28 protein-coding genes are annotated in these 25,580 nt (G+C 58.4%); 12 read left to right on the top strand and 16 right to left on the bottom strand.

All coding sequences use genetic code 11. The features are described 5' to 3' along the window. Window position 1: 1 nt before the first annotated feature. On the top strand, window positions 2–1,486 hold the full coding sequence (locus tag ETAA8_RS25280; protein WP_145095170.1) for a sulfatase: 1,485 nt from the start codon (window positions 2–4) through the stop codon (window positions 1,484–1,486). 108 nt (window positions 1,487–1,594) lie between these two features. Then, window positions 1,595–1,957 (top strand): 2Fe-2S iron-sulfur cluster-binding protein, encoded by a 363-nt coding sequence (locus tag ETAA8_RS25275; protein WP_145095168.1) that lies wholly within the window; start codon window positions 1,595–1,597, stop codon window positions 1,955–1,957. Between the two features lie 18 nt (window positions 1,958–1,975). Here ETAA8_RS25275 and ETAA8_RS25270 read toward each other — a convergent pair whose 3' ends face one another. Beyond that, window positions 1,976–3,718, bottom strand: coding sequence for a serine/threonine-protein kinase (locus ETAA8_RS25270; protein ID WP_145095165.1), 1,743 nt, complete (start codon window positions 3,716–3,718; stop codon window positions 1,976–1,978). Between the two features lies 1 nt (window position 3,719). Further along, complete coding sequence (locus tag ETAA8_RS25265) at window positions 3,720–4,322, bottom strand: RNA polymerase sigma factor (RefSeq protein ID WP_145095162.1); 603 nt, start codon at window positions 4,320–4,322, stop codon at window positions 3,720–3,722. 228 nt (window positions 4,323–4,550) lie between these two features. On the opposite strand from ETAA8_RS25265, the gene ETAA8_RS25260 reads away from it, so the two are divergent. The 3 genes from ETAA8_RS25260 (at window position 4,551) to ETAA8_RS25250 (ending at window position 7,970) form a co-directional block, all read left to right on the top strand. Then, window positions 4,551–5,687: an HlyD family secretion protein gene (locus ETAA8_RS25260; protein ID WP_202921260.1), complete on the top strand. Its 1,137-nt coding sequence runs from the start codon at window positions 4,551–4,553 to the stop codon at window positions 5,685–5,687. A gap of 110 nt (window positions 5,688–5,797) precedes the next feature. Next, window positions 5,798–6,745, top strand: a complete 948-nt coding sequence (locus tag ETAA8_RS25255) for an ABC transporter ATP-binding protein (protein ID WP_145095155.1) — start codon at window positions 5,798–5,800, stop codon at window positions 6,743–6,745. A 112-nt stretch (window positions 6,746–6,857) separates the two neighbouring features. Further along, window positions 6,858–7,970, top strand: a complete 1,113-nt coding sequence (locus ETAA8_RS25250; protein ID WP_145095152.1) for an ABC transporter permease — start codon at window positions 6,858–6,860, stop codon at window positions 7,968–7,970. A 676-nt stretch (window positions 7,971–8,646) separates the two neighbouring features. Here the strand turns inward: ETAA8_RS25250 and larE are convergent. Then, the gene (larE, locus tag ETAA8_RS25245; protein ID WP_261343579.1) at window positions 8,647–9,441 is read right to left on the bottom strand and encodes an ATP-dependent sacrificial sulfur transferase LarE; all 795 of its coding nucleotides are present in this window, start codon (window positions 9,439–9,441) and stop codon (window positions 8,647–8,649) included. Window positions 9,442–9,672: 231 nt separating this feature from the next. Beyond that, window positions 9,673–10,458, bottom strand: a complete 786-nt coding sequence (locus ETAA8_RS25240) for a class I SAM-dependent methyltransferase (protein ID WP_145095146.1) — start codon at window positions 10,456–10,458, stop codon at window positions 9,673–9,675. Window positions 10,459–10,763: 305 nt separating this feature from the next. Between ETAA8_RS25240 and ETAA8_RS25235 the strand changes: the two genes are divergently transcribed. Continuing rightward, complete coding sequence (locus tag ETAA8_RS25235; RefSeq protein ID WP_145095144.1) at window positions 10,764–11,573, top strand: zinc ribbon domain-containing protein; 810 nt, start codon at window positions 10,764–10,766, stop codon at window positions 11,571–11,573. A 44-nt stretch (window positions 11,574–11,617) separates the two neighbouring features. Here the strand turns inward: ETAA8_RS25235 and ETAA8_RS25230 are convergent, their stop codons facing one another. Continuing rightward, window positions 11,618–11,803, bottom strand: a complete 186-nt coding sequence (locus tag ETAA8_RS25230; protein WP_145095141.1) for a hypothetical protein — start codon at window positions 11,801–11,803, stop codon at window positions 11,618–11,620. Window positions 11,804–11,962: 159 nt separating this feature from the next. Here ETAA8_RS25230 and ETAA8_RS25225 point away from each other — a divergent pair, with 159 nt between their 5' ends. Beyond that, the gene (locus ETAA8_RS25225; protein WP_145095138.1) at window positions 11,963–13,135 is read left to right on the top strand and encodes an aminotransferase class V-fold PLP-dependent enzyme; all 1,173 of its coding nucleotides are present in this window, start codon (window positions 11,963–11,965) and stop codon (window positions 13,133–13,135) included. A 12-nt stretch (window positions 13,136–13,147) separates the two neighbouring features. Here ETAA8_RS25225 and holA read toward each other — a convergent pair whose 3' ends face one another. The 11 genes from holA to ETAA8_RS25170 form a co-directional block, all read right to left on the bottom strand. After that, window positions 13,148–14,245 (bottom strand): DNA polymerase III subunit delta, encoded by a 1,098-nt coding sequence (gene holA, locus ETAA8_RS25220; RefSeq protein WP_145095135.1) that lies wholly within the window; start codon window positions 14,243–14,245, stop codon window positions 13,148–13,150. Then, window positions 14,238–15,044 carry a hypothetical protein gene (locus ETAA8_RS25215; RefSeq protein WP_145095132.1) on the bottom strand — a complete coding sequence of 269 codons (807 nt, stop codon included), beginning with the start codon at window positions 15,042–15,044 and terminating at the stop codon, window positions 14,238–14,240. The genes holA and ETAA8_RS25215 overlap by 8 nt, the downstream gene beginning before the upstream one ends. Window positions 15,045–15,094: 50 nt before the next feature. Beyond that, window positions 15,095–15,664 carry a flavoprotein gene (locus tag ETAA8_RS25210; RefSeq protein ID WP_145095129.1) on the bottom strand — a complete coding sequence of 190 codons (570 nt, stop codon included), beginning with the start codon at window positions 15,662–15,664 and terminating at the stop codon, window positions 15,095–15,097. 105 nt (window positions 15,665–15,769) lie between these two features. Further along, window positions 15,770–16,030: a DNA-directed RNA polymerase subunit omega gene (gene rpoZ / locus ETAA8_RS25205; RefSeq protein WP_145095126.1), complete on the bottom strand. Its 261-nt coding sequence runs from the start codon at window positions 16,028–16,030 to the stop codon at window positions 15,770–15,772. 4 nt (window positions 16,031–16,034) lie between these two features. Continuing rightward, a complete protein-coding gene (gmk, locus tag ETAA8_RS25200) occupies window positions 16,035–16,640 on the bottom strand; it encodes a guanylate kinase (protein ID WP_145095123.1) in 606 nt (201 codons plus the stop codon). A gap of 81 nt (window positions 16,641–16,721) precedes the next feature. Continuing rightward, window positions 16,722–17,606 carry a YicC/YloC family endoribonuclease gene (locus ETAA8_RS25195; protein ID WP_145095120.1) on the bottom strand — a complete coding sequence of 295 codons (885 nt, stop codon included), beginning with the start codon at window positions 17,604–17,606 and terminating at the stop codon, window positions 16,722–16,724. Between the two features lie 123 nt (window positions 17,607–17,729). Next, a complete protein-coding gene (gene secG / locus ETAA8_RS34920) occupies window positions 17,730–18,422 on the bottom strand; it encodes a preprotein translocase subunit SecG (RefSeq protein ID WP_202921259.1) in 693 nt (230 codons plus the stop codon). A 55-nt stretch (window positions 18,423–18,477) separates the two neighbouring features. Beyond that, window positions 18,478–19,233 carry a triose-phosphate isomerase gene (gene tpiA, locus ETAA8_RS25185; protein WP_145095117.1) on the bottom strand — a complete coding sequence of 252 codons (756 nt, stop codon included), beginning with the start codon at window positions 19,231–19,233 and terminating at the stop codon, window positions 18,478–18,480. Then, a complete protein-coding gene (aroF, locus tag ETAA8_RS25180) occupies window positions 19,230–20,270 on the bottom strand; it encodes a 3-deoxy-7-phosphoheptulonate synthase (RefSeq protein ID WP_145095115.1) in 1,041 nt (346 codons plus the stop codon). The genes tpiA and aroF overlap by 4 nt, the downstream gene beginning before the upstream one ends. Before the next feature lie 235 nt (window positions 20,271–20,505). Beyond that, window positions 20,506–20,703 carry a 30S ribosomal protein S21 gene (rpsU, locus tag ETAA8_RS25175; protein ID WP_145095112.1) on the bottom strand — a complete coding sequence of 66 codons (198 nt, stop codon included), beginning with the start codon at window positions 20,701–20,703 and terminating at the stop codon, window positions 20,506–20,508. Between the two features lie 207 nt (window positions 20,704–20,910). Beyond that, on the bottom strand, window positions 20,911–21,375 hold the full coding sequence (locus tag ETAA8_RS25170; RefSeq protein WP_145095109.1) for a TraR/DksA C4-type zinc finger protein: 465 nt from the start codon (window positions 21,373–21,375) through the stop codon (window positions 20,911–20,913). Window positions 21,376–21,610: 235 nt separating this feature from the next. Here ETAA8_RS25170 and ETAA8_RS25165 point away from each other — a divergent pair, with 235 nt between their 5' ends. From ETAA8_RS25165 to ETAA8_RS25145, 5 genes are all read left to right on the top strand, one after another. After that, entirely contained in the window at window positions 21,611–21,823 is a 213-nt protein-coding gene (locus ETAA8_RS25165) for a hypothetical protein (protein WP_145095106.1), read from the top strand. Between the two features lie 166 nt (window positions 21,824–21,989). Beyond that, entirely contained in the window at window positions 21,990–22,346 is a 357-nt protein-coding gene (locus tag ETAA8_RS25160) for a PilZ domain-containing protein (RefSeq protein ID WP_145095103.1), read from the top strand. Window positions 22,347–22,497: 151 nt separating this feature from the next. Continuing rightward, the gene (locus tag ETAA8_RS25155; RefSeq protein WP_145095100.1) at window positions 22,498–23,400 is read left to right on the top strand and encodes a DUF1559 domain-containing protein; all 903 of its coding nucleotides are present in this window, start codon (window positions 22,498–22,500) and stop codon (window positions 23,398–23,400) included. Next, window positions 23,397–23,828 (top strand): hypothetical protein, encoded by a 432-nt coding sequence (locus ETAA8_RS25150; RefSeq protein WP_145095097.1) that lies wholly within the window; start codon window positions 23,397–23,399, stop codon window positions 23,826–23,828. Before ETAA8_RS25155 ends, ETAA8_RS25150 begins: the two co-directional genes overlap by 4 nt. Window positions 23,829–24,122: 294 nt before the next feature. Further along, on the top strand, window positions 24,123–25,577 hold the full coding sequence (locus tag ETAA8_RS25145; RefSeq protein ID WP_145095094.1) for a DUF1501 domain-containing protein: 1,455 nt from the start codon (window positions 24,123–24,125) through the stop codon (window positions 25,575–25,577). The last annotated feature ends 3 nt before the right edge of the window (window positions 25,578–25,580 follow it).

Here is a 25,580-nt window from a genome sequence, read left to right as displayed (position 1 = left end):
CATGTCAACAATCATTCGCTGCCTGCTAGTAATGCTGGGCCTCGTGGTCAGTATCACGCCGGCGACGGCAGCTGAGAGGCCGAATGTCGTCTTCATCGCCATCGACGATCAGAACGATTGGATCGGTGCCTTTGGCGGGCACAAGCTGGCGAAGACTCCGCATATCGACCTGTTGGCGAATCGCGGTACCGCCTTCCTGAATGCTCATTGCCAGGCTCCGCTCTGCAATCCGTCTCGTACTAGTTTGCTACTTGGCTTGCGACCTACGACGACGGGCATTTACGGTCTTTCTCCTTGGTTTCGCACGCTCGACGACTGGAAAGACCGCGTCGCCTTGCCGCAGCATTTCAAAGCAGGCGGCTATCGCACGCTGACTGCCGGCAAGATCTATCACGGCGGTGCGGGCAGCCCGCAACAACGACTGCAGGAGTTTGATGTCTGGGGACCCGGCGGTGGCATCGGCATCAAGCCCGAGAAGAAGCTGATTGGCCCAACGCCAATGGGTAACAATCCGCTGATGGACTGGGGCGTGTTCCCACACCGCGATGAGTACAAAGGTGACTACCAGGTTGCTAGTTGGGCTGTCGAACAAATCAAAATCGCGCCGAAGGATCAGCCCTTCTTCCTCGCAGCAGGATTCTTTTTGCCGCATGTTCCCTGCTATGCCACGCAGAAGTGGTTTGACTTGTATCCGGACGACGACAGTGTGCTGCCGCTGCTCAAAGCGGACGACCGTGCCGATACGCCGCGATTCTCTTGGTACTTGCATTGGCATTTGCCGGAGCCGCGACTGAAGTGGGTGCAAGAGAATAACCAGTGGCGGAATCTCGTACGCTCCTATTTGGCTTGCACGAGCTTTGTTGATGCTCAGGTAGGGCGCATCACGGCCGCACTTGAAGAGGCTGGGCTGGCCGAGAATACCGTCATCGTGCTGTGGGGAGATCACGGCTGGCATCTGGGCGAGAAAGGGATCACAGGCAAGAACACACTCTGGGATCGTGGGACTAAAGTCCCACTGATTTTTGCTGGCCCCGGCATCAAGGCTGGCCGCTGCACACAGCCCGCCGAGTTGCTCGATATCTATCCCACGTTGATCGACCTCTGTCAGTTGCCCAAACGGACCGATCTCGAAGGCATCAGTCTGTTGCCACAGTTGCAAAATGCCGATGCCATGCGCGAGCGGCCCGCGATCACTTCGCACAATCAGGGGAATCACGGCATTCGCAGCGAGCGGTGGAGATATATTCGCTATGCCGACAACAGTGAAGAACTGTACGACTTGCAGAACGATCCGCACGAGTGGACGAATGTGATTGAGAAGCAAGAACATGCCGCGGTGATTGCTGAGCATCGTCGCTGGCTGCCCAAGATCGACCTGCCACCTGCGCCGCGCAGTGCGAGCCGGGTACTTACCTACGACAAGGCCAAGGACGAAGCCACCTGGGAAGGAAAACCAATTCGCCGTGCGGATCCAATCCCAGAGTAAATACCTGTTCGCGGTCAGCCGACACACCAGTCACGCCATTGCTCCGATTGCTCAGGCAGCGAATAATGCTGCAGCCAAGTAGCCAAACAACCAAGCAGAGGAATGGACATGCCCAAGTTAACAGTCGAAGGTGTCGGCGAGTGCGAAGTGCCGGCAAACAAGCGTCTGGTGCTCGCCCTCACGCAGGATGCGGGCGTCGATCAGTTGCACGCCTGCGGTGGCAATGCGCGGTGCACCACTTGCCGCGTCGAGTTCATTAGCGGCGAACCGGCCGAAATGACCTTGGCCGAACAGAACTTGCTCTCTGCCAAGGGATTGAGTGGAATTCGACTCAGTTGCCAAATTGCCTGCAATCAAGACATGACCGTGCGGGCGATCAGCCGATTTGCCGGCAGTGGTCGCAAAGATAGCGGCGGCCTGCCAGCCGAAACGATCCAGCCGCCGCCAGAATGGGTGAGCGCGACGGTCTAGCTTGAGTTGCATGTGCTCTTATTTGGGAGGAATCATCGTTGTCGCCGCAGCGATCTTTTCACTGGCGACCGGGTCGTCGCCAGACTCACGCGACTGCGTACGCAGGTAGAGTCCCTGAAATAGCATGTTGGCCGACATGAGAACTGCAACTTCCAGCGGTGCCCAAGTGGGTGTTAGTGCGAACACAATTGCCATGACTAGCATGGCACCGCCAATCATGTAATAAATGCCAGCTTCGACAGCGTGCGACAAAAAGCTCAAGGCCGCCGCCACGGCCCACATGGCGTAAATGATGAGCATCGACTCGGGCTTCTCGTGCCTCATGCCCAACAGTACGATTGCCAGAATCACCCCCATCGCAACGGAGTGCCCGATCCAGGTCGTCATGAAGTGTTTGCGCTGCCAGCTGGGGATTTGGCGGAGCGACGGATAGCCCAAGAATATCAATAACGGTAGCATCGTCAGCAGCATGGTCGCCGTGGTCAGAATCATGCCGATGGCATAATAGGGTTGGCCGGCGAGCAGAAGATAAGCGATCGCGTGAACAGTAATGGGAACCGGTGCAAAGTAAAGCATGCGGTTTGCGAAGCCATAAATCCGTTCATCAAATCCTTGATGACGAATCGAGCGCGCCACCTGGTCGAGAAGCGTTAGCGACTGCGCCTGAATGGGCTCGCCCTCTAAGTAGGCTTTCAAGTCTGCAGCTAAGGCAGCAGCGCTGGAATAACGTTGCTGCGGCTTCTTTTCCAGGCACTTGAGGCATATCGTTTCCAAGTCGCGGTGTAACTTGGGTTGAACGAGGCGCGGTGGCAGCGGATCTTGCTCGCGCACCTGCTGAATGGTCTCGATAACGGAATCGCCTGTGAACGGCGGCTTGCCGGTAATCATCTCGTACAAAATGACGCCCAATGCATAGATATCGGTCGCTGGACCAATTTCCGCTGAGTTCCCGGCAGCCTGTTCGGGGGCCATGTAGGTGGGAGATCCGATGATCGCGCCGGTCATGGTGTGCGTGGGATTTCCTTGCACATGCTTCGCCAAACCAAAGTCGGCGATTTTCGGAGTGCCGTCGGAATGAATCAGCACGTTGCCTGGTTTCAGGTCGCGATGCACGATTCCCTTATCGTGCGCATGCTGTACACCCCGCGCCAGCGCGAGCGTTAGCTCAGCTGCCCGGCGCTGTGGCACGGGCTGTCCATCGAGCTGCTGGGCCAGGCTGCCGCCGCTGACGTATTCGAGCGCCAGATAAGGTCGCCCTTGTTGCTGGCCGATCTCGAATATCTGCGCAATGTTGGAATGGGCCAGCCGAGCGACCGCTTCGGCTTCGCTCCGAAAGCGGGCCAACTCTTGGGAACTGGCATTCGCGCCGGCGAGAATCATCTTGATGGCGACCAAACGTTTCAGACCCAACTGCCGAGCTTTATAAACGACACCCATGCCCCCTTGGCCAATTACACCTTCAATTTCGTACCCTGCCAGTTGTGGCAGCGGCGACGGTGCTCGCTGACTCGCTTCACCGACATTGTTTTCAGCGAAATCGATTGCGGCCAGCATCACACGCCGGCGTACGAGCCGCTCGCGCAGTTCTGCCTGCAATGCGAGATTGTCGGGGCAAAGTTGTTCGGCAGACAGGTCGTCTCCGCTAGCGCGGTGCTCTTCCCACTGCACGAGCAATTCGAAGAGCGGATTCATCCCAGATGCATCACTGCTACCGGGTGTGCTCCCCTCGGCAAGCGTTTGTTCGATCGGCTCGCGATTCACTTCATAACCTCGCGATTTGCGTCAGATCGCCAGCTAACTCTTCCGTGGCTGAGACCCAAAGATAACTGACTTTGCGCGGATGAAGTTCCAGGATCCTCGCAATCTCCGCCTGAGGCAGGCCGAGATAGTAGTGCATTTCGAAAATAGTGCGCTCTGCCTCGGCGAGCTTGCCAACCTTGTTGTGAAATTCAGTCCACACGGCCAGCCGCGCGCCATCGAGCGAGTGGTCGGCCGGTTCATGCCGGCTGGCAAACGAATCGTTGTTGGGAACGAGTGTTTCGTGCTGATGTCCGCCGCGTCGCTCAGTCGCCACCATATCGAGCAGCACTTGCCGAATCTTATGAGCGGCCAAACGAAAAAAATCGGCGACGGTGGGTGGATCGGCCTTTTCCATCGCTTGCACCAAGCGAAACCACGTTTCATGCACGATGCTGTCGACCTCGTGCCGACGCTGCACTTGGGGGAACGATCCCGAAAGGATCTTGCCTGCCAGGCGACGTAACCGCTCGCAGGCTCGTTCCAAGAACTCGCGCCGAGCCTGTTCGTCGCCTGCTCGCAGGCGGTCGAGCAGCAGCTGTAACTCCACCGTGGCCGCAGGATCCATGCGTTATTTTACCTGTCGCAAAGTGTGCAGCACCAGGAACTTACGGAAGATCACGATTCTTTGCGCGGTTTTTGTGTCTGAAAAGGGTTCCGCGGCTGCTCAGCTATTTAGGGAGACTAGTCTGTCATCCGACTGGTTCACCCCGACTGAGCTTAAGAGGAGATGCTGCCGGCTGCAACTGTCGGCTGCCGCAGCACCAACATGACTACTAAAAAACCGAAACTAACTATGCTTACTAAGACTTTTCTCGTCGGCACGATTTTACTGGCCCTCGGCGGCACATCTGCTGGCCTCTGGTACCAGTTCTTCCCGAGCTCGCGCGAACTAAAATTGCCGGGGACGGTCGAATCGCAAGAAGTGCGACTCAGTTCGCGTTCGGGGGGGCGAGTGACGAAAGTCTTCGTCGACGACGGTGACGTGCTGGAAGCCGGCGCGAAAGTAATCGAGCTGGAAATGCCCGAACTCGATGCCCAGCGGTCGCAGCTTGAAGCTCAACTGGCTGCTGCGGAGGCTGTGCTCGCGAGGCTCGAGAGAGGACCGCGTAAAGAAGAGATCGCCGCCTCTCAGGCTGCAAAGGAAGCCGCCGATGCTCGCCTGGCGCGCATGAAAAAGGGATTTCGCCAAGAGGAGACGGAGCAGGTTAGCGCGGAACTCGAGAGCATCAAAGCCGAAATGGAAAATGCTCGCATCGAAATGACTCGCGAGCGGGGACTGCTCGAAAAGAATGCCACGAGCAAAGGAACTTACGATGCAGCGGTCTCGCGCTACGGTCGCTTGCACGGCCAGGTGAATGCCCTCGCCGCCAAATTGCGAATGTACGAAAGTGGCTATCGCGAAGAAGAGATTGCCGAATCGATTGCGGAACTTGCTCGGCTGCAGGCTAATCTCGACTTGCTCAAGGCAGGAACACGCGTCGAGGAAATCGACGAAGCCCAGGCGACCGTTGCAAACTTGAAAGCCAAGATTGCCGAGCTCGACGTGATGCGCCGCGAACGGACGGTCTATGCTCCGGAAAAGTGCATTGTGCAAACGCTGAGTGTGCGACCGGGGGATATCGCTGCACCGAACCGCCCTGTCGCACTCGTGCTGCGAGCCGACGATCTGTGGGTGAAAGCGTATATCTCGGAGATCGATCTTGGCCGGATCAAGATCGGCCAACAAGTGGCGGTGACGATCGACACATTTCCCGACAAACGCTTTCAAGGCGAAGTGATTTACATTGCCCCCGAAAGTGAATTCACGCCGCGCAACATTCAAACGATCGACGAACGTCGTCACCAGGTGTTTGCCGTGAAAGTGCGCGTCGCCGATCCGCAGGGGGTCTTCAAATCCGGCATGGCTGCGGATGTATGGTTGAAGAAGTAGATGATTGTCGCGGCGCGGTGAGTGAGCAACTCGCGCTCTGGTCCCCTCTCCCCGGACCACCAAGGAGAGGGCGTTTAAAAATTCGACCCCCGAGCAAATTGAGCAAACCCATGTCCATCCCATCCACACCCGTGATCGACGTCCGTGGTTTGACGCTCCGTTTCGGCAGTTTTACTGCAGTCGACCAGGTCGACTTGCAAGTGTATGGGGGCGAAGTCTTCGGACTGCTCGGGCCCAACGGCTCGGGAAAGACGACTCTCATTCGCGCGCTTTGCGGATTGTTGCCCCTGGCTGAAGGTACGGCGACGGTGCTGGGGCGCGATGTGGTGAAAGAAGCCGACGAAGTGCGGCAGTCGATCGGGTACATGTCGCAAAAGTTCTCGCTCTATTCAGATTTGACGACGCAGGAGAACATGGACTTCTATTCGGGCATTTATGGCCTGCGTAAGACAGAGGCTAAGCTGCGGCAGAAGGAACTTATCGAACTGACGGGACTCGGTCCTTACTTGGATCGTTGGGCAGGGCGGCTATCAGGTGGCTGGAAGCAACGCCTGGCACTCGTCTGCGCGCTGCTTCATCGCCCGCAATTGGTGTTTCTCGATGAGCCGACTGCGGGGGTCGATCCCGTCGCCCGCCGCGAACTGTGGGACTTGCTCTTTCAACTCGCTGCGCAAGGGATCACGCTGCTCATCACTACACACTACATGGATGAGGCCGAACGGTGCGGACGCGTGGGCTATCTGCATCTATCGAAGCTGCTGGTCATCGGCTCCCCCACGGAACTGAAACAGCTGCCGGAAGTCACTCCCGCGGGATTTCGGCGGGTCGAAATCGTCGCGCCGGATATCGCCGCACTGCTACATGTTTTGAAGACTCGCCCGACGGTTAAAGAGGCAACCATCTTCGGACAGTCCGTGCATGCGCTCGTCGATGTACGGGACGACTTGCGCGACCTCGTCGCTCCCGATGTGTCCATTCGCGACGCAGGCGCAAATCTCGAAGACGTCTTTGTGACAATCGCCCGGAATCGCACGCGCGAGTTAGCCCAAGCAGGTTGACGTCTCATTCAAGTTCCCTCTCCCCGAAGTAGTCAGAAGAGGGAGTCTGTGAATACGAACCACCGACCACACCGAACCACCAACGAAATAGTTCCACGAACTGGATCCATAGATGAATGGCGACACACTCTTGCGGACGTTTTCGATTGGCCGCAAGGAAATGCTCCATATCCTGCGCGATCCGCAAACGCTGTTCTTCACGCTGTTTGTCCCCGTGATGGAGCTCTTCATGCTGGGGTATGCCATCGACACGAATGTGCGGAATGTGCGCACGGTGGTCGTTGACCTGGCGGGAACCCAGGAAAGTCGTCAGCTGTTGCAACAGTTCGAGAATTCCCATTCGTTCAAGATCGTGCATCGCGCCTTTACCGATCGAGAAGCGAGCCAGTTGATTGTGGCGGGCAAAGCGCGGGTGGGAATCATCATTCCCGAAGACTTCTCACGTCAACTCGAAGCGGATCGTTCCGCTCAGTTTCTCGTGCTGGTCGATGGAACCGAATCGAGCATCGCTGGTGAAGCCGTGAACGTAAGCAACGCGATTGCCTTGCGTCAATCGCTAGCTCGAATTCTCGGCGACAATGCGCTCCCCATCGAAGCGCGGCCACGTCTGCTGTTCAATCCCGACATGCGCTCGGCGAACTTTTTCATTCCCGGGCTGATGGTGGTGATGTGCCAGATGATGTCGACGGTCCTATCGGCCAATGCCATCGTGCGAGAAAAAGAACTTGGCACGCTCGAACAGCTCTACATGACACCGGTGCGCCGCAGCGAGTTGATTCTCGGCAAGATGGCACCGTACATCATCCTGACACTGTTCGAATTCTGCTTTATCGCCCTGCTGATGCGAGTTATTTTCCGCGTACCGATTCACGGTCTGTTCATCACCCTGCTCATGATCACGTTTCCGTTTGTGCTGGCAAACTTGGGTGCTGGCCTCTGGATTTCGACCAAGGCTGCGACGCGGGAAGCAGCTGGTCAGGTCGCGATGGGGACCTTCCTGCCCTCGATCTTTCTGTCGGGTTATGTCTTCCCGATCGACTCGATGCCGCTGCCGCTGCAATGGGTTTCGCAGCTCATTCCGACCACGTGGATGATCGACGCCTCACGGAGTGTGATTCTGCGTGGTGGCGGCTGGAACGAACTCTGGCTGCATGCCGTCGTACTCTGGTCGATGGCGCTCTTCGCCCTTGTCGTCGGCTCGCTCAGCATGCAGAAGCGGCTGTAGGTAGGCAGCCGCGGCGACCATTCATGGCTAGGGTGGATAGAATCGTGCTAACGGCTCCCGAATCTCGCTGGACTCAAACGCGATGCGGCTCACCGTGAGAGAAGGTAGCTAAGCCAATTCTCACTGGCCGTGAAAGCGTTATCGGTAACCTGTTGGAAGTACGTTCTCGCCTTCAAACTTTATGGCGCTTTCGCGTAGCGAGCGACTGCCACTCTGACGGACCCTTTGGTAGACCTCGTCGCGGGAAACTCCATCGTCATCGCCAAGACGACCGCCGCGACATCAGCCGCACCCTACGTGTAAGAGCCTGGATGATTTCCCAAGATCCGTGACCAGACGAGTCCACACTTGAACGTCTATTAGCGATGGCGGACAGTCCGTAGGTCTTTGACAACTTGGTGGCACGTAAAGCAGCAGTTGAATCGCCGTAAGTGGCGCTATCGCTCCTATGGGGGGGCGGTTCGCAGTCTTACGCTGACACGCGTATTTCCCGAGAGTTGCGCTAGGTTGCGGGGAAAGGCTCCGGTGGTTTGTCAACAAATAGAGCGCAAACGGACTTGAGCAAGAACGTACTTAGGACGATCGACACGCTACTCTCGGCGCTTGCGCTGCCGGTCCGTCGCCCCGAAACTTAAATGTAAACCCCAGTCCCTTCCTAACATTCGACTGGTCCGCCCTACTCAGGAATGGTCGCTTTCGACAAGCTCAGCAGCGAGTTCAGGCTGCCGGAGCGAAAGCCTTGCAGATCGAGCGTGACGAAGCGAAACCCGAGTGCTTTAAATTGCTGGGCAATCTGCTCACGCAGTTCAGGCTGCGTCAAGGTTGGCAGCACATCGAGTGGGACTTCAATGCGGGCGAGCTCTCCCGCATGCAACCGCACGCGCAGGTCTCCCAGACCCAAGCTACGCAAAAAGACTTCCGCTTGATCGATCCGCGCGAGACGTTCGGGAGTGACTTGTTCGCCATAGGCAATCCGGCTGCTCAAGCACGGCGTGGCCGGTTTTTCGGCACAAGGCAAGTGCCAATGGCGGGCCAGTTCGCGGACGTCGGCTTTATTCAGGCCGCATTCGGCCAGCGGACTTAGCACGCGAAACTCACTCGCCGCTCGCATGCCGGGGCGATAGTCACCCAGGTCATCAAGATTAGCCCCATTCAACAGCGCGCTCACGCCCCAGGAGGGAGCCAACTCGGTCAGCTTGGTGTAGAGCTCCGTCTTGCAGTGGTAGCAGCGATCGGGCGAATTCGCCACATAACCGGCGCGAGCCAGTTCCTCGGTCGAAACAATCTCGTGCCGAATGCCTATTTGCGCGGCGATCTGTTGAGCATGTTCCAATTCGCCCGTGGCCAGGCTGGCACTCACGCCGGTCACCGCGACCGCTCGGTTTCCCAATGCCAGGAACGCCGCCTGGGCGACGACCGCTGAATCGACACCTCCCGAGAACGCTACCGCTGCGCTCGGCAACGGACGCAAGAAGGCGAGGAGCGCATCGCGCAGCGCAGTGAGTCGATCGTCGAGAATGATATCGCTGGCAATAATCGGCGCACCCTTGGCCGGGAAGGAACGAACTCGCGGAAAGGTCGAGAATGAATTATCCGCGAGGGCTGGGCAGAGACAAGGAGAGGGGGAGAGTCGAAGTGCGCATGAAAACGCCGCATTGAATTCACAATGCGGCGAGCATTTTCAGAATTGGCAAACGAAATCTCAAGCGGCGCGGCGAACTTCTGCTTCGCCAGCAGCCCGCTTTTGGAGCAGCACTTGAACTTCGACGCACAGGCCCGGCACCGCAGCCCCCACGCGGCGATTCAACTGCCACCACCAGCGGCTGTACTCGAGCGGCCGCAACAGGCCACCCGAAACGATGCGAAATCCGCGCGAAGCTTCGACCGTCAGCTCAGGGCATTGTTCTTTGACCAGATCTAAAAAAGTCTGCTTCGACCAGGCCTGAACGTGGCCGCGGGGGCCAGCGTTAGTCCACTTGTCGACGACGGGAACCACGTGTCGGCGAAGGAGGTGCACGCCGTGCGGGAAAATGGGCACACCCCAAACCAGCCGCCCCCCAGGGCGCAGGACGCGCACCATTTCTCGCATCGCCAGACCGGGGTCGTGCAAATGTTCGAGCACTTGCTCGCAGACGATGATGTCGTAGGCTTCGCTTTCTAGGCAGGGAAGTCCTTGCGACAGATCGATCTGGTGCAGTTGCCATTCTTCCTGCTTGTAGACCGCTGATGTTCCCTCCGGGAACAGGTCCACACCATGGTAGTTGACGTGTTCGTGGCCGGGATGCAATTCGACGTACCGCCGAGTGATGCCATCATTGGCACCGATATCGAGCAGCTCGCATTTGCGCCCGGTCGCTGCGAAGTGTTCGTTGGCCCACTGGGCACAGTCGACACCCAGGTCGTAGTAGCGGGCTTGCCGCAGGCGATACGGAGCGTATCCGTCTTCCACACCAAAGGCTTTGGTCGAAGCTGTCCGTCTATTTGTCATTGCAATTTTCCCCTGAAATAGCAGGCAAGTCGCGGCACGCTGGCAGCACCAGCGTGGAAAACGAGTCCATTGGAGGGGGGGATGGCTTCCTTGGTCTTATCGTCACAACCGATACAGATTGGTGATATAATTTGTCGCTAGCTAGTCTGAAAAAAATCGTCCTGAAAAATGCCATCTGCCCGCACTCGTCCGAAGAATACTTGTCTGCAGAATCTCGTCTTCACGAACTTTTTGTCCCCTGAAGTCTCGTCTCGAACATCGTCGCTCGGCGCTCCTCTGCCACTGCTGCTGCGTGGACCTCGTTTATGCCCATTGATGTCACCTGTGCGAATTGCAAAACACGCTTTCAGGTCAGTGAGAAGTTTGCCGGCAAGAAGGGGCCCTGCCCCAAGTGCAAAACGGTCATCACCGTTCCTACGGTCGCGCAGCAAGTTGTCGTGCACGCGCCAGAACCGACCGGCCCTAAAGATTCCAAGGGGCAGGCTGTTCTCAAGCCCGTGGTGCGCACCGAAACCAAGCTCTCGAAGCCAATGATCATTGGCATTGTCGCGAGCGTGTTCGTTGTGCTGTTGCTGGCCTTTCTGCTGCGCTTGGGATTCCCCGGCGGGAAGGTGCCGCTGGTCATCTTGATTACCGGCTCGGTCCTGCTCGCCCCACCGCTGTCATTCGCCGCGTACACATTTTTGCGCGACGACGAACTGGCTCCTTTCACGAGGCAGGAACTTTTGTTGCGGTTGATTGCGCCGTCGGTCGTCTATCCGCTGATCTGGGGTTTGTACTGGTTCGTGTTCACGTACCTCGATATCAATCCCGCAGGCAACGGCCTGATGTTAGTTTTCGCGATTCCCGTGGTGATTGTCATTGGCGCAGTCTGCGCACAGGCCAGTCTCGAACTTGAATTCGGTGCTGCCGCGCTGCACTACACGGTGTATCTGGCCACCACGGTTTTGCTCCGCCTGATTCTCGGCATGAGCGCCTACTGGCACGCCGATCCTCTTCCGCCAACCAAGCCCGGCGCACCGACTAAGCAAGCGCCACCAGTGAAACAAATGCTGCCCGCGAAGAAAGTCGCGCTACTCCTAGAGAGTCCGCGTCAGATTATCAATCGCTTCTGAATCGAGCACGAGCAATTCAGACTGGCTACCGGACTCAATCGAACTTACTTCTGCTCTTTCAGCGTCATCCAGCTGGCGAAACCGAGAATGATGGCGCAGGCGATCATGGCGACGTCCATCAGGATGCTCGCGCGACGAAACATCATCGTGGGCAGGGCCAGGTCGAGAATGAAAAGTATCGCGACGAGAACGGCGACGACCATCCCCGCGATACAAAGAACCTTTGGCATTCCCGACATCCTCAAAGCTGCAACGCTCATGGCACCACGCCTGTTTGCTACGGCGTCCTAGTATAATTCGAGCGTCGGCGGTGTCACCTACGCAGGCCGATCATTGTCGGCCCTCAAGTTGTCGTCGAAGCCGTCATCTTTCGCAATGGTCCTACAATCGTGTCCACCCCAACTCTGCCCAGTCCAACCGCCCGGATATTCCGCGACCAGATGCCCGTTGTCCGGCGGTTCGCCTATTTCGACCATGCCGCCGTGGGGCCGTTGCCGGAGCCCTCCCGACGGGCGGTGGCTCAGTGGCTGACCGAAGCGACCGAGTTGGGAGACACGGTTTGGCCACGCTGGAACGGCCAACTGGAGCAGGCCCGGCGGCATGCCGCTGAGCTGATGGGGGCGGAACTCGACGAAATAGCCCTGATTCCCAATACCACCGCGGGCATCAATTACATTGCCCAAGGCTTTCCTTGGCAGGCTGGCGATAATGTCGTCACCCTCGCCAACGAGTTCCCGTCGAATGCTTATCCGTGGCTGAATCTCGCTGCTCAGGGGGTGCAGACCCGGTTGGTCGATGTGCCGGGGGGCCTCGTCGATTTGAACCGCCTGGAAGAAGCCATCGACGAGCGAACTCGCCTCCTCTCCCTCAGCTGGATTGGCTACGCCTCGGGGTATCGGATCGATCTCGACGAAGTGGCCCAGTTGTGTCAGCGGAAGAACATTTTCTTTTTTCTCGATGCCATTCAAGGGCTGGGAGTGTTCCCCATTGATGTGCGGCGGACGAAGGTCGATTTTTTAGCTGCCGACGGACACAAGTGGCTCCTCGGACCAGAAGGGGCCGGGCTGATGTTCATGCGCCGCGAACATCTCGACTTCATCCGCCCTGCGCATGTGGGCTGGAACAGCGTGCAGCGTCCGTATGAGTTTGACCGGATTGCGTTCAACATCAAGCAGAGCGCCGCACGCTATGAAGGTGGTGCGGCGAACATGGGCGGGCAGATCGCGCTGGCGCAAAGCCTGGGGCTGCTGCGCGAACTGGGAGTTTCGCCACAAGCTTCACCCGTCGCCAACGACATCCTGGCAATCGCCGAGCATGCGCGACAACAACTGGCTCGCTGCGGTGCCCGCTTGCTCAGCCCCAATGAGCCCGGACATACTTCCGGCATTGTGACGTTCGCGATTCCCGGCACCGAACCCACGCAACTGCGCGAAAAGTTACTCGCTGCCGAAGTGGTGGTGAGCTGCCGCGGCGGCGGTGTGCGCATCAGTCTGCACGGGTACAACAACGCGGAAGACATTGCCCGAATGATTGCAGTGATTGAAGCGAGCAGTCGCGATTAAGCGGTGCACGTCTCAACGCTTCGGCGCCGCTTGCTTCGCCAGTCGCAAGAACATTCGTTCGACCGCCCAACGACCGCGGCGCTCATTGGAGTGAGTTCCCTTGAGGGACAGATCGAGTTCCAAGAGCCAACGATACAGCTGGCCGCCGCGGACGCGTCCCAGTTGCTTCAAACGAGCTTCGGCTTTGGCGAGTGTCCCCAGCGGCCAATCTTTGAAGCCGGCCTGCAGCAAGGCATCGCGGAGTTGCACTTTGATGCCTGAGCGTTCCGCCTCGCGAAAAATACGCGTGGCGAGGGCATAACGCCGCAGACCCCAGCCCAGCGAGCCGGTGATTGCCAGCGGATGTTCGCCCGCTTGCAGCACGTGATCGAGCTGCGCGAGTGCATCGCCCGCTTCACCACCAGCCACCGCATCGCCGAGATCCCACAGGCTGCGAGCCTTCCAACCGCCGACAATGTCTTGCACCATCTCGGGCGTGATCTTTTCGCCCGCTTTGACGAAGAGCGATAGCTTGGCAATGTCTTGCACCAGCACGCCGAACACGGGCCCGGTCAATTCGAGCAACAGCTTGGCTGCGTCTGGGGGCAGCTGAGCACTGTGAGCGGTGCGTGCCCAATCGGTGAGCCAACGAGCGATCGCACTTTCGTCGATGACTTTATTTTTGCCCACTACCTTCTGCGGCGGGCGGCAGTCGACGACGGTCGCCGTCGATTCGGCAGCCATCTTGGCCAGTCGCGTATTGCCGGGCCATTCGCTCACTTCCAGCACCAGCACACCGTGCGACTTCCCTTTGGTGACGAAGTCTTCCAGTCGCTGACGATGCGTCGAGACAAACGAATCGGCCTCGCGCAGTTCCACCAGCCGGGCACCGCCGCCACCAAAGAGCGAAGCAGTCGCCAGTTCGTCGATCACATCGCGCCACTCGGGAACCTTTTCGCTCCCGTCGTGCTGCGAAACGGGAGTATCGGCATCGCCGTGCGTCATGATGCCGCGCACATGCTCGCGGGCCAGTTGCCGCAAGCAGGGCTCGTCGCCAAACAGCACGCACACGCCGGTCGCTGGCGGCGTGGTGGTTTTGACAAAATCGAAAGCGTGTACGGTTTCAGCCATATTCCTTTTCGAGTCGTTCGCGTTGCTCGCATTTCTTCAATGCCGCAAAATATCCCTGCACGTCCCAGTAGAGGCACAGCAGAAATAGCATATCAAAAACCGCGGCTGCAGTGCCGACGACCGCAATCCAAGCGGTCGCCGTCGATTGATTCGACGCTTCGCCCACGAGTAGTGCGGCAAACTGCACCGACAGCAACGAACCAATGAAGCCGAAGAGCACCACACCACTGAGCGAGCTGCGGGAACACTTTAGTTCGATGACGGGCATTGGCGGCGGCGGCGGCGGAGTGAACTCGGCAATCTCTTGCGCCGCATAAGCTGCGTTGCGATGGGGAACGAATACCTGCCAGAGCGAGCCTGCGAAGCGAACTTCGGGCTCCACGCCGAGTGATCTCAGATGTCGAACGAGCGGTTCGATTTTCGCCCGCTTGCGATTCGCGGCCACGACCACCGGCGAATCGGGTTCAAGTCCCTGCTGCAGCGGCCCCGGCGGAGCCAGTTCTTCCGAGAGGCCTTTCACATTTCTCAGCCCGGCGAGAATTTCGGCCCGTGTGCGCGGGGCTTTGCCAAGGCCATGATCGGGCGGCTTGTCGACCGTCAACGTTGACCGCGCGCGGCCTTGCTCGTTGTCGACGTCGCTCGGCTCGCCGGGCCAGGTCGACTGACCATACATCGACAGCAGAAAGCGGTAGAGCTTGATCCGCAAGCGATCGGACCAGGTAACGCCGCGCTCGCTCGCACGATCGGCCTCCGCCAGGCCGTCTTGCCATTGTTCGAGGAGTTCATCGCGCGTGGTCATCGACGCTGATCCTCGCAAAAGTGCTGGCCACCCCTAGTGACCAAGGTGCATTATGCACCGCGAGCGGGCAGCGCGTCCAAGCGAGTTTTCACGGCCGCGGCGATGGATTCCCAAGCGGCCATGCGCCCGGCACCTTGTTGCCGGCAACTCAGCCAGCCCGCTTCGGGATCGATGAATTGCACGCCATCGTCCCGCAATCGCTGCACGTTACGTTGCACGGCGACATGGTTCCACATTGCAGTGTTCATCGCCGGGGCCATCATTACGGGGCCGATGAACGCCAGATAGAGCGTCGAAAGCAGGTCGTCGGCCAACCCGTGAGCTGCTTTGGCCATGAAGTCAGCCGAAGCGGGGGCGATGACGAGCAACTCGCCTCGTTCGGCGAGTGTGATGTGCGCGCCCAGCGGAAAGGCCGGGTCGAACAACTCGCGCGCGACTGGCCTACCCGCCAAAGCTGCGAGCGCTGCGGGGCCGATGAACTGCTCGGCAGCGCGCGTGGTGACCACGGTTACACCCAGGCCCGCTTGCACCAGGCGGCTGACTAGCATCGCTGACTTATACGCCGCGACGCCGCCAGTAATTCCGACGACGATTTCGCGATTGGTGTTCGGATCGGCCATGTTGGAGTACTCCTGTTGGAGTTCCGGCTTTAGCCGGCCTGATGCTCAACAGTGAAATTCCGGCTAAGGCCGATACTCCAACAAAAGCTGAAAATCCAACGCGATTTACAAATCGCCGAGGTCGAGTTCCATTGTCTCGCCGGTCCCTTGGAACTCGGTGCTGCGGAGATTGTTCGAAGCATCAAGATAGATCTTGTCCTGCTTGATTTCTTCCAGCACGATTTGCATCTTGTCTTGCGTGTTCTTGTCGACCAGCGCGTGCCCGCCCTTATTGAGCTGCACCATCCGCTTTTGAATCAGCGTCGAAAGCTTAAAGCGGCCGCCAACCTTGTTCACAATTCCTTCTTCGCGCAAATCATCAAGCATTCGTTCAAGCTCCCAATTGCAACAAGATTTCACAAATCTGGCGTACGGACTGATCGACGTCGTCGTTCAATATTTGATGGCGATAGTGATTCTGGTAGGCAAGTTCGTGGCGGGCAACTTCCAGCCGACGTCGGATGGCATCGTCACTATCGGTGTTTCGAGTTCGCAGACGGCGTTCGAGTTCGTCGATGCCACCGGAGTGAATAAAGATGGTAATCGTGTCCGGATAACGCTCCAGAACCGATCGCATCCCATCCACGTCTATCTCCAAGATTACCCACTTCCCGGCCTCAAGGCCAGCGGCAACCTGACTTTGCAGCGTGCCGTACCAGTCTCCGCGGCCGAAGACTTCCTTGCATTCGAGGAATTCGCCCGCCCGGCGGCGACGATCGAACTCGTCGGCAGGCAGGAAGAAGTAGTCCTGCCCGTGTACTTCCCCTGCCCGCGGTTGGCGCGTTGTCGCCGACACACTCAGTGCCAGCGGCAGGCTGCAATCCGTCAACAGTTTGCGGACGACCGTCGATTTGCCGGCACCTGAAGGGCCGGAAATCACGATCATCCGGCCGGTTTTCACGGCAGAACTGGTCGCGGATTGGGGCTTGAGGTTCATGATATTTAGTAGCCCGACGCGTCAGCGAGGGATGTGGCGGGTACCAGCTACCCCCTCGCTCACGCGTTGGGCTATGAAGGACTACTCGATGTTTTGAATCATCTCGCGGACGCGTTCGATGGCGGTCTTGATCTCAATGACGTGATGCGCAATTTGGGCATCGTTGGCTTTGCTGCCAATGGTATTTGTCTCGCGGAACATTTCCTGGGTTAAAAAGTCGAGTTTACGACCGCCGGCTTCTTCCACTTGCATGGCCGTTTCGAATTGTTCGAGGTGGCTCTTCAGTCGCACGATTTCTTCGGAAATATCGCTCCGCTCGCTGAAAATGCCGATCTCGCGGACGACGTCGGCAGGCTCGATGCGCGTCCCCATTTCGCTCAGCAGCTTGTTCAGCTTCTCGACGATGCGAGTCCGAAAGGCATCGATGACCAAGGGAGCACGAAGTTCGATCTGCTGCAGTTCTTTCAGAATCAACGCGCAGTTGGACCGCATGTCCACGGCCATTGTGGCACCCTCTTCTGCCCGCATCGCGGCAAACTGGGTGACGGCTTCCTTCACCGCACCTTCGATGATCGGCCAGTGCGATTCGACCAGTGCCCAGTCCGCTACCGGTTCGCAAACCACGCCCGGCAGTTGGAGCAGCGAATCGGCCCGGACTCCTTCCACTCCCACGCCTTCTTTGGCGAGAGCGTTGAGCTGACGCATGTAACCGGCAATGACGGCCGCATTCAAGCGATAATCATCGGGAGAAGCCTGGCGATCGACCCGCAGCGAGAGTTGCACGGTGCCGCGGCGAACCTGCTGCCGCACGAGCGCTTCGACCTGCGTCTCGAGGGCTGCATAACCTTCGCTGGCGCGGAAGTTCAGTTTGAAGTAGCGGTTGTTGACGCTGCGCACCTCGACCGCGACGGACAAACCGTCCTGATGTCGGTGTGCTTCGCCATGCCCCGTCATGCTCGATAACAAGGCTGCCGCTCCGCAAGAAAGAATCAAAGGGCTCAGCTGAAATAGCCGAAGCCCACGGTGAAAAACTGGGATGACAATGGTCGCTGGCGAACAACCCGCTCAGCGACTGCTGCAGGTTAGTGACTATTTCTTTTCTTCGTCTGCCTTCGGGGCGTCGGCCTTGGGAGCATCGCCCTTGGGTTCCGCTGTTTTTGGTTCAGCTTCTTTGGGGGCTTCTGCCTTGGGCGACTCAGCCGTTGGTGTTTCGCTCTTCGGCGACTCAGCAGGTGGGGCTTCCGTCTTGGCCGGAGGTGTTTCGGTCTTCGGCGTTTCCGGAGTAGCAGGAGTTTCCGTCTTGGGCGTCTCTGTCTTGGGCTCTTCAGCCTTGGGCGTTTCGGCCTTCGGCGTCTCTGGGGTCGTTCCCATGGGTGCCGGTGTGTTTTCAGGAGTCAGTCCTGGAGCAGGAGTGACATTGAGCGGATTTTTATCGTCGACTTTCTGATCATCAACGGGAATCACGCCACCCTTGACCGGCGTCGAATTTCCCACGGTCTCGCCGAACTTGCCGACGTGCAGCACGCGAAGCGCACCCATCGAGAGGACAATCCAAAGCAGTGCCACGACGACGGTGATCTTGGTGAATACGTCGCCAGCCTTGGTGCCGAACGCGCTTTGTCCGCCCATACCACCTAATGCACCCGTCAAGCCGCCACCGCGACCTCGTTGCACCAGGATCAGCAGCGTCAAAAACACGCTGAGGAGGCTCAGGGGGATGATGAACATCCAGTGCATGAAACCCAGGGCCAAAGGCAGCGGCATTTGATGTAGTTCCAGCATGACATCTCCCTATTTCGTCCGCGGCCGACTGGCACGCATATGTTGGCAGGCGGGCCTACCGCGCGCCTTGAATGATCGCCAGAAAGCCATCCGCCTTGAGTGCAGCCCCGCCGACGAGTGCGCCGTCGATATTGGGCTGCGACAGCAACGTAGCCGCATTTTCTGCGTTCACGCTGCCACCGTATTGAATCCGTACCGCCTCGGCGACCGGGGCAGTATACCGCGACGACAGGAGCGAGCGTAGGTCAGCATGCACCTCTTCCGCTTGCTGCGGGGTCGCAACCACGCCGGTGCCGATGGCCCAAATGGGCTCGTAGGCAATGACCAACTTCAGAACTTGCTCGCCGGTCAAACCAGCCAGCGAACCCTCGACCTGTTCGCGTACAACCGCTTGTGTCCGAGCCGCTTGACGCTCGTCCAGCGTCTCGCCAACGCAAACGATCGGCGTCAGCCCCGCTGCCAACGCGGCGATCACCTTCTTGTTCACGTCTTGATTGGTCTCGTGGAATAGCTGGCGGCGTTCGCTATGGCCGAGAATCACGTACTTGCAGCCGACATCGAGCAGCATCGCGGGAGCGACTTCTCCCGTGAACGCGCCCTTCGCTTCGTAATGGCAGTTTTGGGCACCGAGGCCAATGGCCGAGCCCTTGATTGCAGCGCCAATTGCACTCAGGTAAACACTGGGGGGGCAAACGGCGACCTCCACATCGCTCGCCGAACCGACGGCCTTGGCCAGCGCGGTTGCTAATTCGACCCCTTGCGCGGCGGTCGTGTTCATCTTCCAATTGCCAGCGATAAATTTGCGTCTCATGCGGCTTTCTCCGGGCCGATCGTTGAAATGGTTTTGCCAAACAACTCGGCCAGCTTACGAATCTGGGTGACAAGCTCTGCATACTGCCGCGGGAGGAGAGCCTGCGGACCATCCGACTTTGCCCGTTCGGGGCAATCGTGTACTTCGATATGAACGCCATCTGCACCGACTGCCACACCGGCCAAGGCACACGGCGGAATCAGGTCGGGCCGGCCCGTCGCATGGCTGGGGTCGACAATGATCGGCAAGTGAGACAAGCCCTTCACAACGGCCACAGCGGCCACGTCGTACAGGTTGCGGGTGACTTTATCGAAGCCCTTTACGCCTCGCTCGCACAACACCACTTGGCTGTTGCCTTGCGACAGGATGTATTCGGCACTCATCAACAAATCTTCGATCGTGGCGCTCATGCCGCGTTTCAGCAGCACGGGCTTGCGAGTGCGCCCCACTTCGGTGAGGAGGACGAAATTCTGCATGTTGCGGGCACCGATTTGGATCATGTCCGCATATTGATCGACGATTTCGACGCAACGGGGATCCATTACTTCGGTGACGACGGGCATGCCGTGGGCATCGCCTGCTTCGCGTAAGATCTTCAAGCCTTCTTCGCCGGAGCCTTGAAAGGCATATGGGCTGGTGCGGGGCTTGTAAGCACCACCGCGATAGATATTCGCCCCGGCCTTTTTGACCGCCGCAGCAATATCCATCATTCGTTCGGGTTCTTCGACGGCACAGGGGCCGGCGATCATCGCCAGGTTGCCGCCACCAATTTTGATGCCACCGACATCCACAATGCTGGCCTGCGGATGGGCTTCGCGGCTGGCCAGTTTGTAGGGGGGCAACACGGGAATGACATCCATCACGCCCGGAATAGCTCGCAGCGGTTCGGCACCGATCTTCTGCTCGTCCCCGATCACGCCAATGATGGTGCGATAGGTGCCGCGGCTCAGGTGAGCCTTCATGCCGAGTGCTTCAACCCGCTCAATGACGTGTTGAATCTGATCTTCGGTGACTTCTGACTTGAGAATAATGATCACGACAGCCACCGGACCTGCAGGAGGGGGATGGATCAAAATGGAACTTCACGGCGCTGGAAAGCTCCAGCCGGGAGGGCCAACCTCGAAAATCGACCCGTTCGGGAAGCTTCGCCCAGAAGGCTCGACCTCCGCCCTGCCCGACAATGCGGTCGAGCAAACAGTCGAGCAGACAATAATAACGACGCTTAGGAGCGTCAGAGGGACAAATCGCTCAGCCGATCAGTTCAAATGTGAACTAAGTGCCTGGCATCAATTTGTTCCGGCGTGCTCGGCGTTCAGCCCGAAGACGCGACCTGCGGCGAATTTCGCTCGGTTTTTCGTAATACTCGCGGCGGCGCATTTCCTTCTTGATGCCGCTACGCTCGACCAACTTGCGGAATCGGCGGACTGCCTCCTGAATGCTTTCTCGGTCGCGAACAACAAGCTTAACCATCGTGCCTCCAGAACGAACTCGCCATGACCACAATCTCCCAGGGTTGAATAAAAAGTGGGAAGCTCGAAAGCTTACCTGATAGCAGCGACTCTTGTCCAGCCACGCTACCCGCTGGCGGAACAAGATTTCACGGAAAACTGACCACAACAGCGCGATTTTGAATCCATAGTCTACGGCTATTGTTTCTGCGCGGGGGGCAAACCGTTGTTATCGGCGGCAACTCGGGCAGACTTGTTGATAACGACTGACGCCCCCTTTGGTTTGCTTGACGACCATCGGCGTGCCGCAATGGTGGCAATAGTCGTCCCCCGAGAGTTGGCCGCCCCGTTCGACGGTCCCTTGGCATTTCGCACATAAGTCCTGCTCGGGAAACAGCTCCAAACGCTCGGCGGGAATGGTTGTGCCGCAGTTTGCGCAGGGTTTGCCGGCACCCCAGTCGTCTTCGCCGGGATTAATGGCGTCGGCGGTGAAGCCCGTTTGGTTGCACCCGGGGCAACGCAGGTCGGGCTTCTTGATCCGCGCCAGTTCGAGCATCAGGCTCAGTTCGGCTTTCTCTTCCCGCCGAATCATGCCCAGCCCGCGCAGGCGGCTATCCAGTTCGGCCACCGTGCCATCTTCCTGCCATGAACAGTAAGGGCAGAACCAGCGAATGATGGAACGAGAGGAAGGCATAAGGTTGCTTCAGCAAGGGAGGGTTACGATTGAGCGCGTCCGGTTCTAATCATTCTAACGGTTGAGTCGGTGAGAAGCGGAGTAGGCGGTCTGCAAGGCTTTAACAAAGCACCCTTGAAAACGATTAGCGCGAATCGGTTGTAAATATCACCCGCAAATTTGCGTTTGGCGAACATTGGCCAACTCTTAGTTGGGGCTTAGACGATTGCCACACTCCGCTGCAGAAGTTACCGACATGAACCCGCTTGAATTGAACGCCACGCTCAGGCTCGCTTCGGCCAGGTCGACCTGGGACGTTCGGCCCGTCACCAATACACTGCCGGTGAAGGAACTCAGTCGGTTGATCGCCGACATTCGCCGCAGCCGAGCCTGTTTTGCAGACAGCGAAGAATCGACGGACCAACCCGCCACTTTGGAAAATGTCATCGGCTGCGATCCGCGCGACTAACGATTGTCGCAGTGTTGCAGCTAATTGCTCGTTTGAATTGCGCTGAGCCGCACAATTTCCAATTCGCTCGCTCCCGTATTTGCGCAGTAAGTTTGTGCTGGGCGAGAATTCGTTGGAGAGACTCTCGGTCGGGCTGGCGTTGCGTCAGCCACAGTTGCAAGAAGCAATGATGACATTCCAGGTTGAAGCGAATCGCCGACAGGCTGTCCGGCACCCGGCATCGTTGGTTTTGATCATTCAGCCCGTTGCCGGTGGCCACGAGGCCGCTGGTGAACCCTTGCACGCGGTCAGCCTCGACCTTTCTCAAAGTGGTCTGCGCTTTTGTTGCGATCGGCCACTCCTCACCGATCTGGCCATCGTCAGCATTCAGGCGGCCGAGCACGAACTGGTTGTTCGCTTGCTTGCGCAGCGCATTCGCTGTCGCCGCAATGGTCCCCTGTTCGAGATCGCCGTGAAGTTCGTCGAGAAGTTGAGTACGCCGCTCGACCTGCCAACCACTGACGGGGCCACTTCGTCACCATAGAATTGAAGCAGCGATTTTCTGGCGAGAATTTGCGGCAATTCGCAAGCCTGTCACCCGATATAGCGGTGGGCACTCGATCTTCTGTGGCTAAAATAGATCGCGCAAGAGCTGAAACTCAAAGCTGTAACCCTCCCCAGCTGGATTGCTCGTCATGGCAGCACGTATTCGTCGACCCACGGGCTTCACGCTCGTTGTGCTGCTCGTAGTGATTGCCATTATCGGCGTCTTGGTGGCACTGCTCCTGCCAGCCGTGCAGGCCGCTCGCGAAGCGGCCCGTCGCACGCACTGCAAGAACAACTTCAAGCAACTCGCTCTGGCGATTCATAACTATCACGATACGTTCCTGTATCTGCCTCCCGGTTATATCTCCAGCAATCCCGGCGTTTCGACCAATTCCACCTGGTGCCGAACTGGCGGCGTGCAGGGAGCGCCATTCACGGTCTTGATTCTGCCTTACAGCGAACAAGCGACGATGCACTCGCGCTTTGACTTCAACGTCGTGTTTCAAGACGTTAGCAATCAAATGGCAGCCGCGAATGGTGCCGTGGTCGTTCCGCTCAAGATGTATCAGTGCCCCAGCGACATTCGGTTCGTTAAGAACAAGCAGTTGAATAGCTACTTTGGCGTGCAAGGTGGCGGCTCTGCTCCCGACTGTGGCAACTCCAGTTGTAGCCCGGCAAACGAGCGGGGCATGTATGTGACCGGCATGCTCTTCGGCGGCTCGAAGCTTGGCTTTCGCAACGCCACCGATGGTTCCGCTAATGTCTTTCTGCTTGGCGAGTCGCGTTATGGCAACGCTGCTTGGGCGGCCAGTGCGAAACAAGATGGCTGTGCCTACACGCGCAACCTGGCTGGTGCTCAGGACGCGATCAATCTGCACAAGAACCAAGGCATTCACGATACGCGCGGGTTCAGCAGCCATCATCCCGGCGGAGCTGGTTTTGCGATGCTCGATGGCTCCGTCCATTTTGTCTCGCAGAATATCGATCTTTCGATGTATCGCCAACTCGCTCAACGCGACGACGGTCTCCCGTCAGGAGGATTCCAGCAGTGAGCGTGGATCGATCGTTTCGCGTTCCGCAGGGAATCATCGCGGGCCTAGCACTGCTGTTCGTCGTAGCGGGCTGCGGACCCAGTCAAAGTGGGCCGAAGCGATATCCGGTTTCGGGTACGGTTACCTTCAATCGTAAGCCCGTTCCCAAGGGGTTCATCACGCTCGAGCCGAGCATCGAGCAAGGCAATAGCGGTCCCGGTGGCGGTGCCGAGATCGTCAATGGTAAGTACGATACGACACTCGAGCAGGGCGTTGTCGGCGGAGCCTATAAAGTTCGCATCGTTGGCACCGATGGCGTGCCCGCAACCATCGAGGGAGAAACGCTTGCCGATGGTCAGCCACTCTTTGAGCCCTACGAAACGACCGTCGAATTTCCACTCGAAAAGACGGTAAAGGATTTCGAAGTCGGCAAGCCCGCGCCGCAGTAGCTGCGCGAGTTGGTTGGCAGTCAGCACCAACCTGACCGATGTTTCCGGGACGCCCTCGTCTGGAGTCCGGAGGACTTTTAGGCCAACGTCAGCAAATCTAGCAGTTCAAAATCAAAACCAGCACTGCTGCGTGCGAATTCATCGGAAACGTGGCCAAGTGACTCAACCACCGATTTCACTTCACTTTAGGGCGGGTTAATCGGGCTCGGGCAACGAGAATTCTCTTGCATACATCAGCGGTGGCCGATACTTTGTACTAATGCCCGCCCCGCCACCTTGCCTGTGAGGCGACCAATGCTGAACTTGCTGGGAAACTCGCCCCCTACCGCCTGCAATCGCGTCACGCGTCGCACTGCGCTCCAAGCTGCTGGCTCGGGGCTGTTGGGCCTGTCGCTAGCCAATGTCATGGCCGCGGAACAGCTGGCACCATCAACCTCCAAACTGAAGCCGCGGGCCAAGTCCGTAATCTTCATGTTCCTGTTTGGTGGTCCCAGCCAACTGGAAACATTCGACTGCAAGCCCGACGCGCCGGCGAAGATTCGCGGCCCCTTCATGCCCATCGCCTGCCGCACGCCGGATCTGCGCATCAGCGAGCACCTGCCGCGCGTGGCGGGCATTACCGACCAACTGTGCGTCATCCGCACGATGACCCACAACTACAATGATCACAGCGGGGGTGGGCACTACATTCAAACGGGCCATCGGTGGCAAGTTCCCTTGGGTGGTGGCTTCAATGCCACCAATCGGGACTGGCCGTCCATGGGCTCGGTAACGGAGTATGTCGAACAGCACCGGGCTGGTGCCAAGCCGAGCGAACTGCCGAACTATGCGGTGCTGCCGAATTTTCTCGGCAAGTTGCAAGAGTTCTCGTCGCAACTGCGCCGGCCGGGCGAATATGGCGGCTGGCTCGGGCGTGGCTACGACGGCCTGACGACGAACATCACCAAGCGGTCAGCCAAGGACAATCCTTACTTCCGCGCTTGCACGGACGACGAACTCAAATACGAGATCCAAGGGCTCTCGCTGCCCGAAGGAATCACGCTCGATCGTTTGGAAAAACGACAAACCCTCGTGAGCCAATTCGACGATTCGCTACGCCAACTCGATCACCACGCCGGCATCGCCGCCTGGGATCGGTTGCAACAACGGGCCTGGTCGCTGGCCACTTCTTCCGCCACGCGCAAAGCTCTGAACCTGACCGAAGAAAACCCCGACCTGCGCGATCGTTACGGCCGCAATCTGTTCGGTCAATCGACGCTGATGGCGCGCCGCCTGGTCGAGGCGGGCACTCGCTTTGTCACAGTTCATTTCGATGCCTGTGATGGCCAAAGCTGGGACTCGCACTCGTCCAGCAACGACGTAAAAAAACATTTGCTTCCTTCGCTCGACAACGCGCTCGCATCGCTAGTCGAGGACCTGAAAGATCGCGGGATGCTCGACGAAACGCTGGTCGTCTGCATGGGCGAAATGGGGCGCACGCCGCAAGCCAACGCCACGTGGGGCCGCAGTCACTGGAGTACGCTGTTCCCCGCAGTCCTTGCCGGAGGCGGCATCAAGCGCGGCATCGTCTACGGCAGCAGCGACAAAGACGCAGCCTACCCCATCGATAAGCCTGTCACGCCGGAAGATCTGGCCGCGACTATCTACACCGCGCTCGGCATTGATCCGCACATGCAACTCGCCGATATGCAAGGTCGCCCGGTACCCATCGTGGACGGTGGCTGCCCGCTTGAAGAACTGTTTGGTTAGTCC

The organism is Anatilimnocola aggregata (genome assembly GCF_007747655.1).
GTDB classification, from domain to species: Bacteria; Planctomycetota; Planctomycetia; order Pirellulales; family Pirellulaceae; genus Anatilimnocola; species Anatilimnocola aggregata.
Note: the sequence above shows the minus strand (reverse complement) of the source record. Positions and strands in the feature narration are given on the sequence as shown.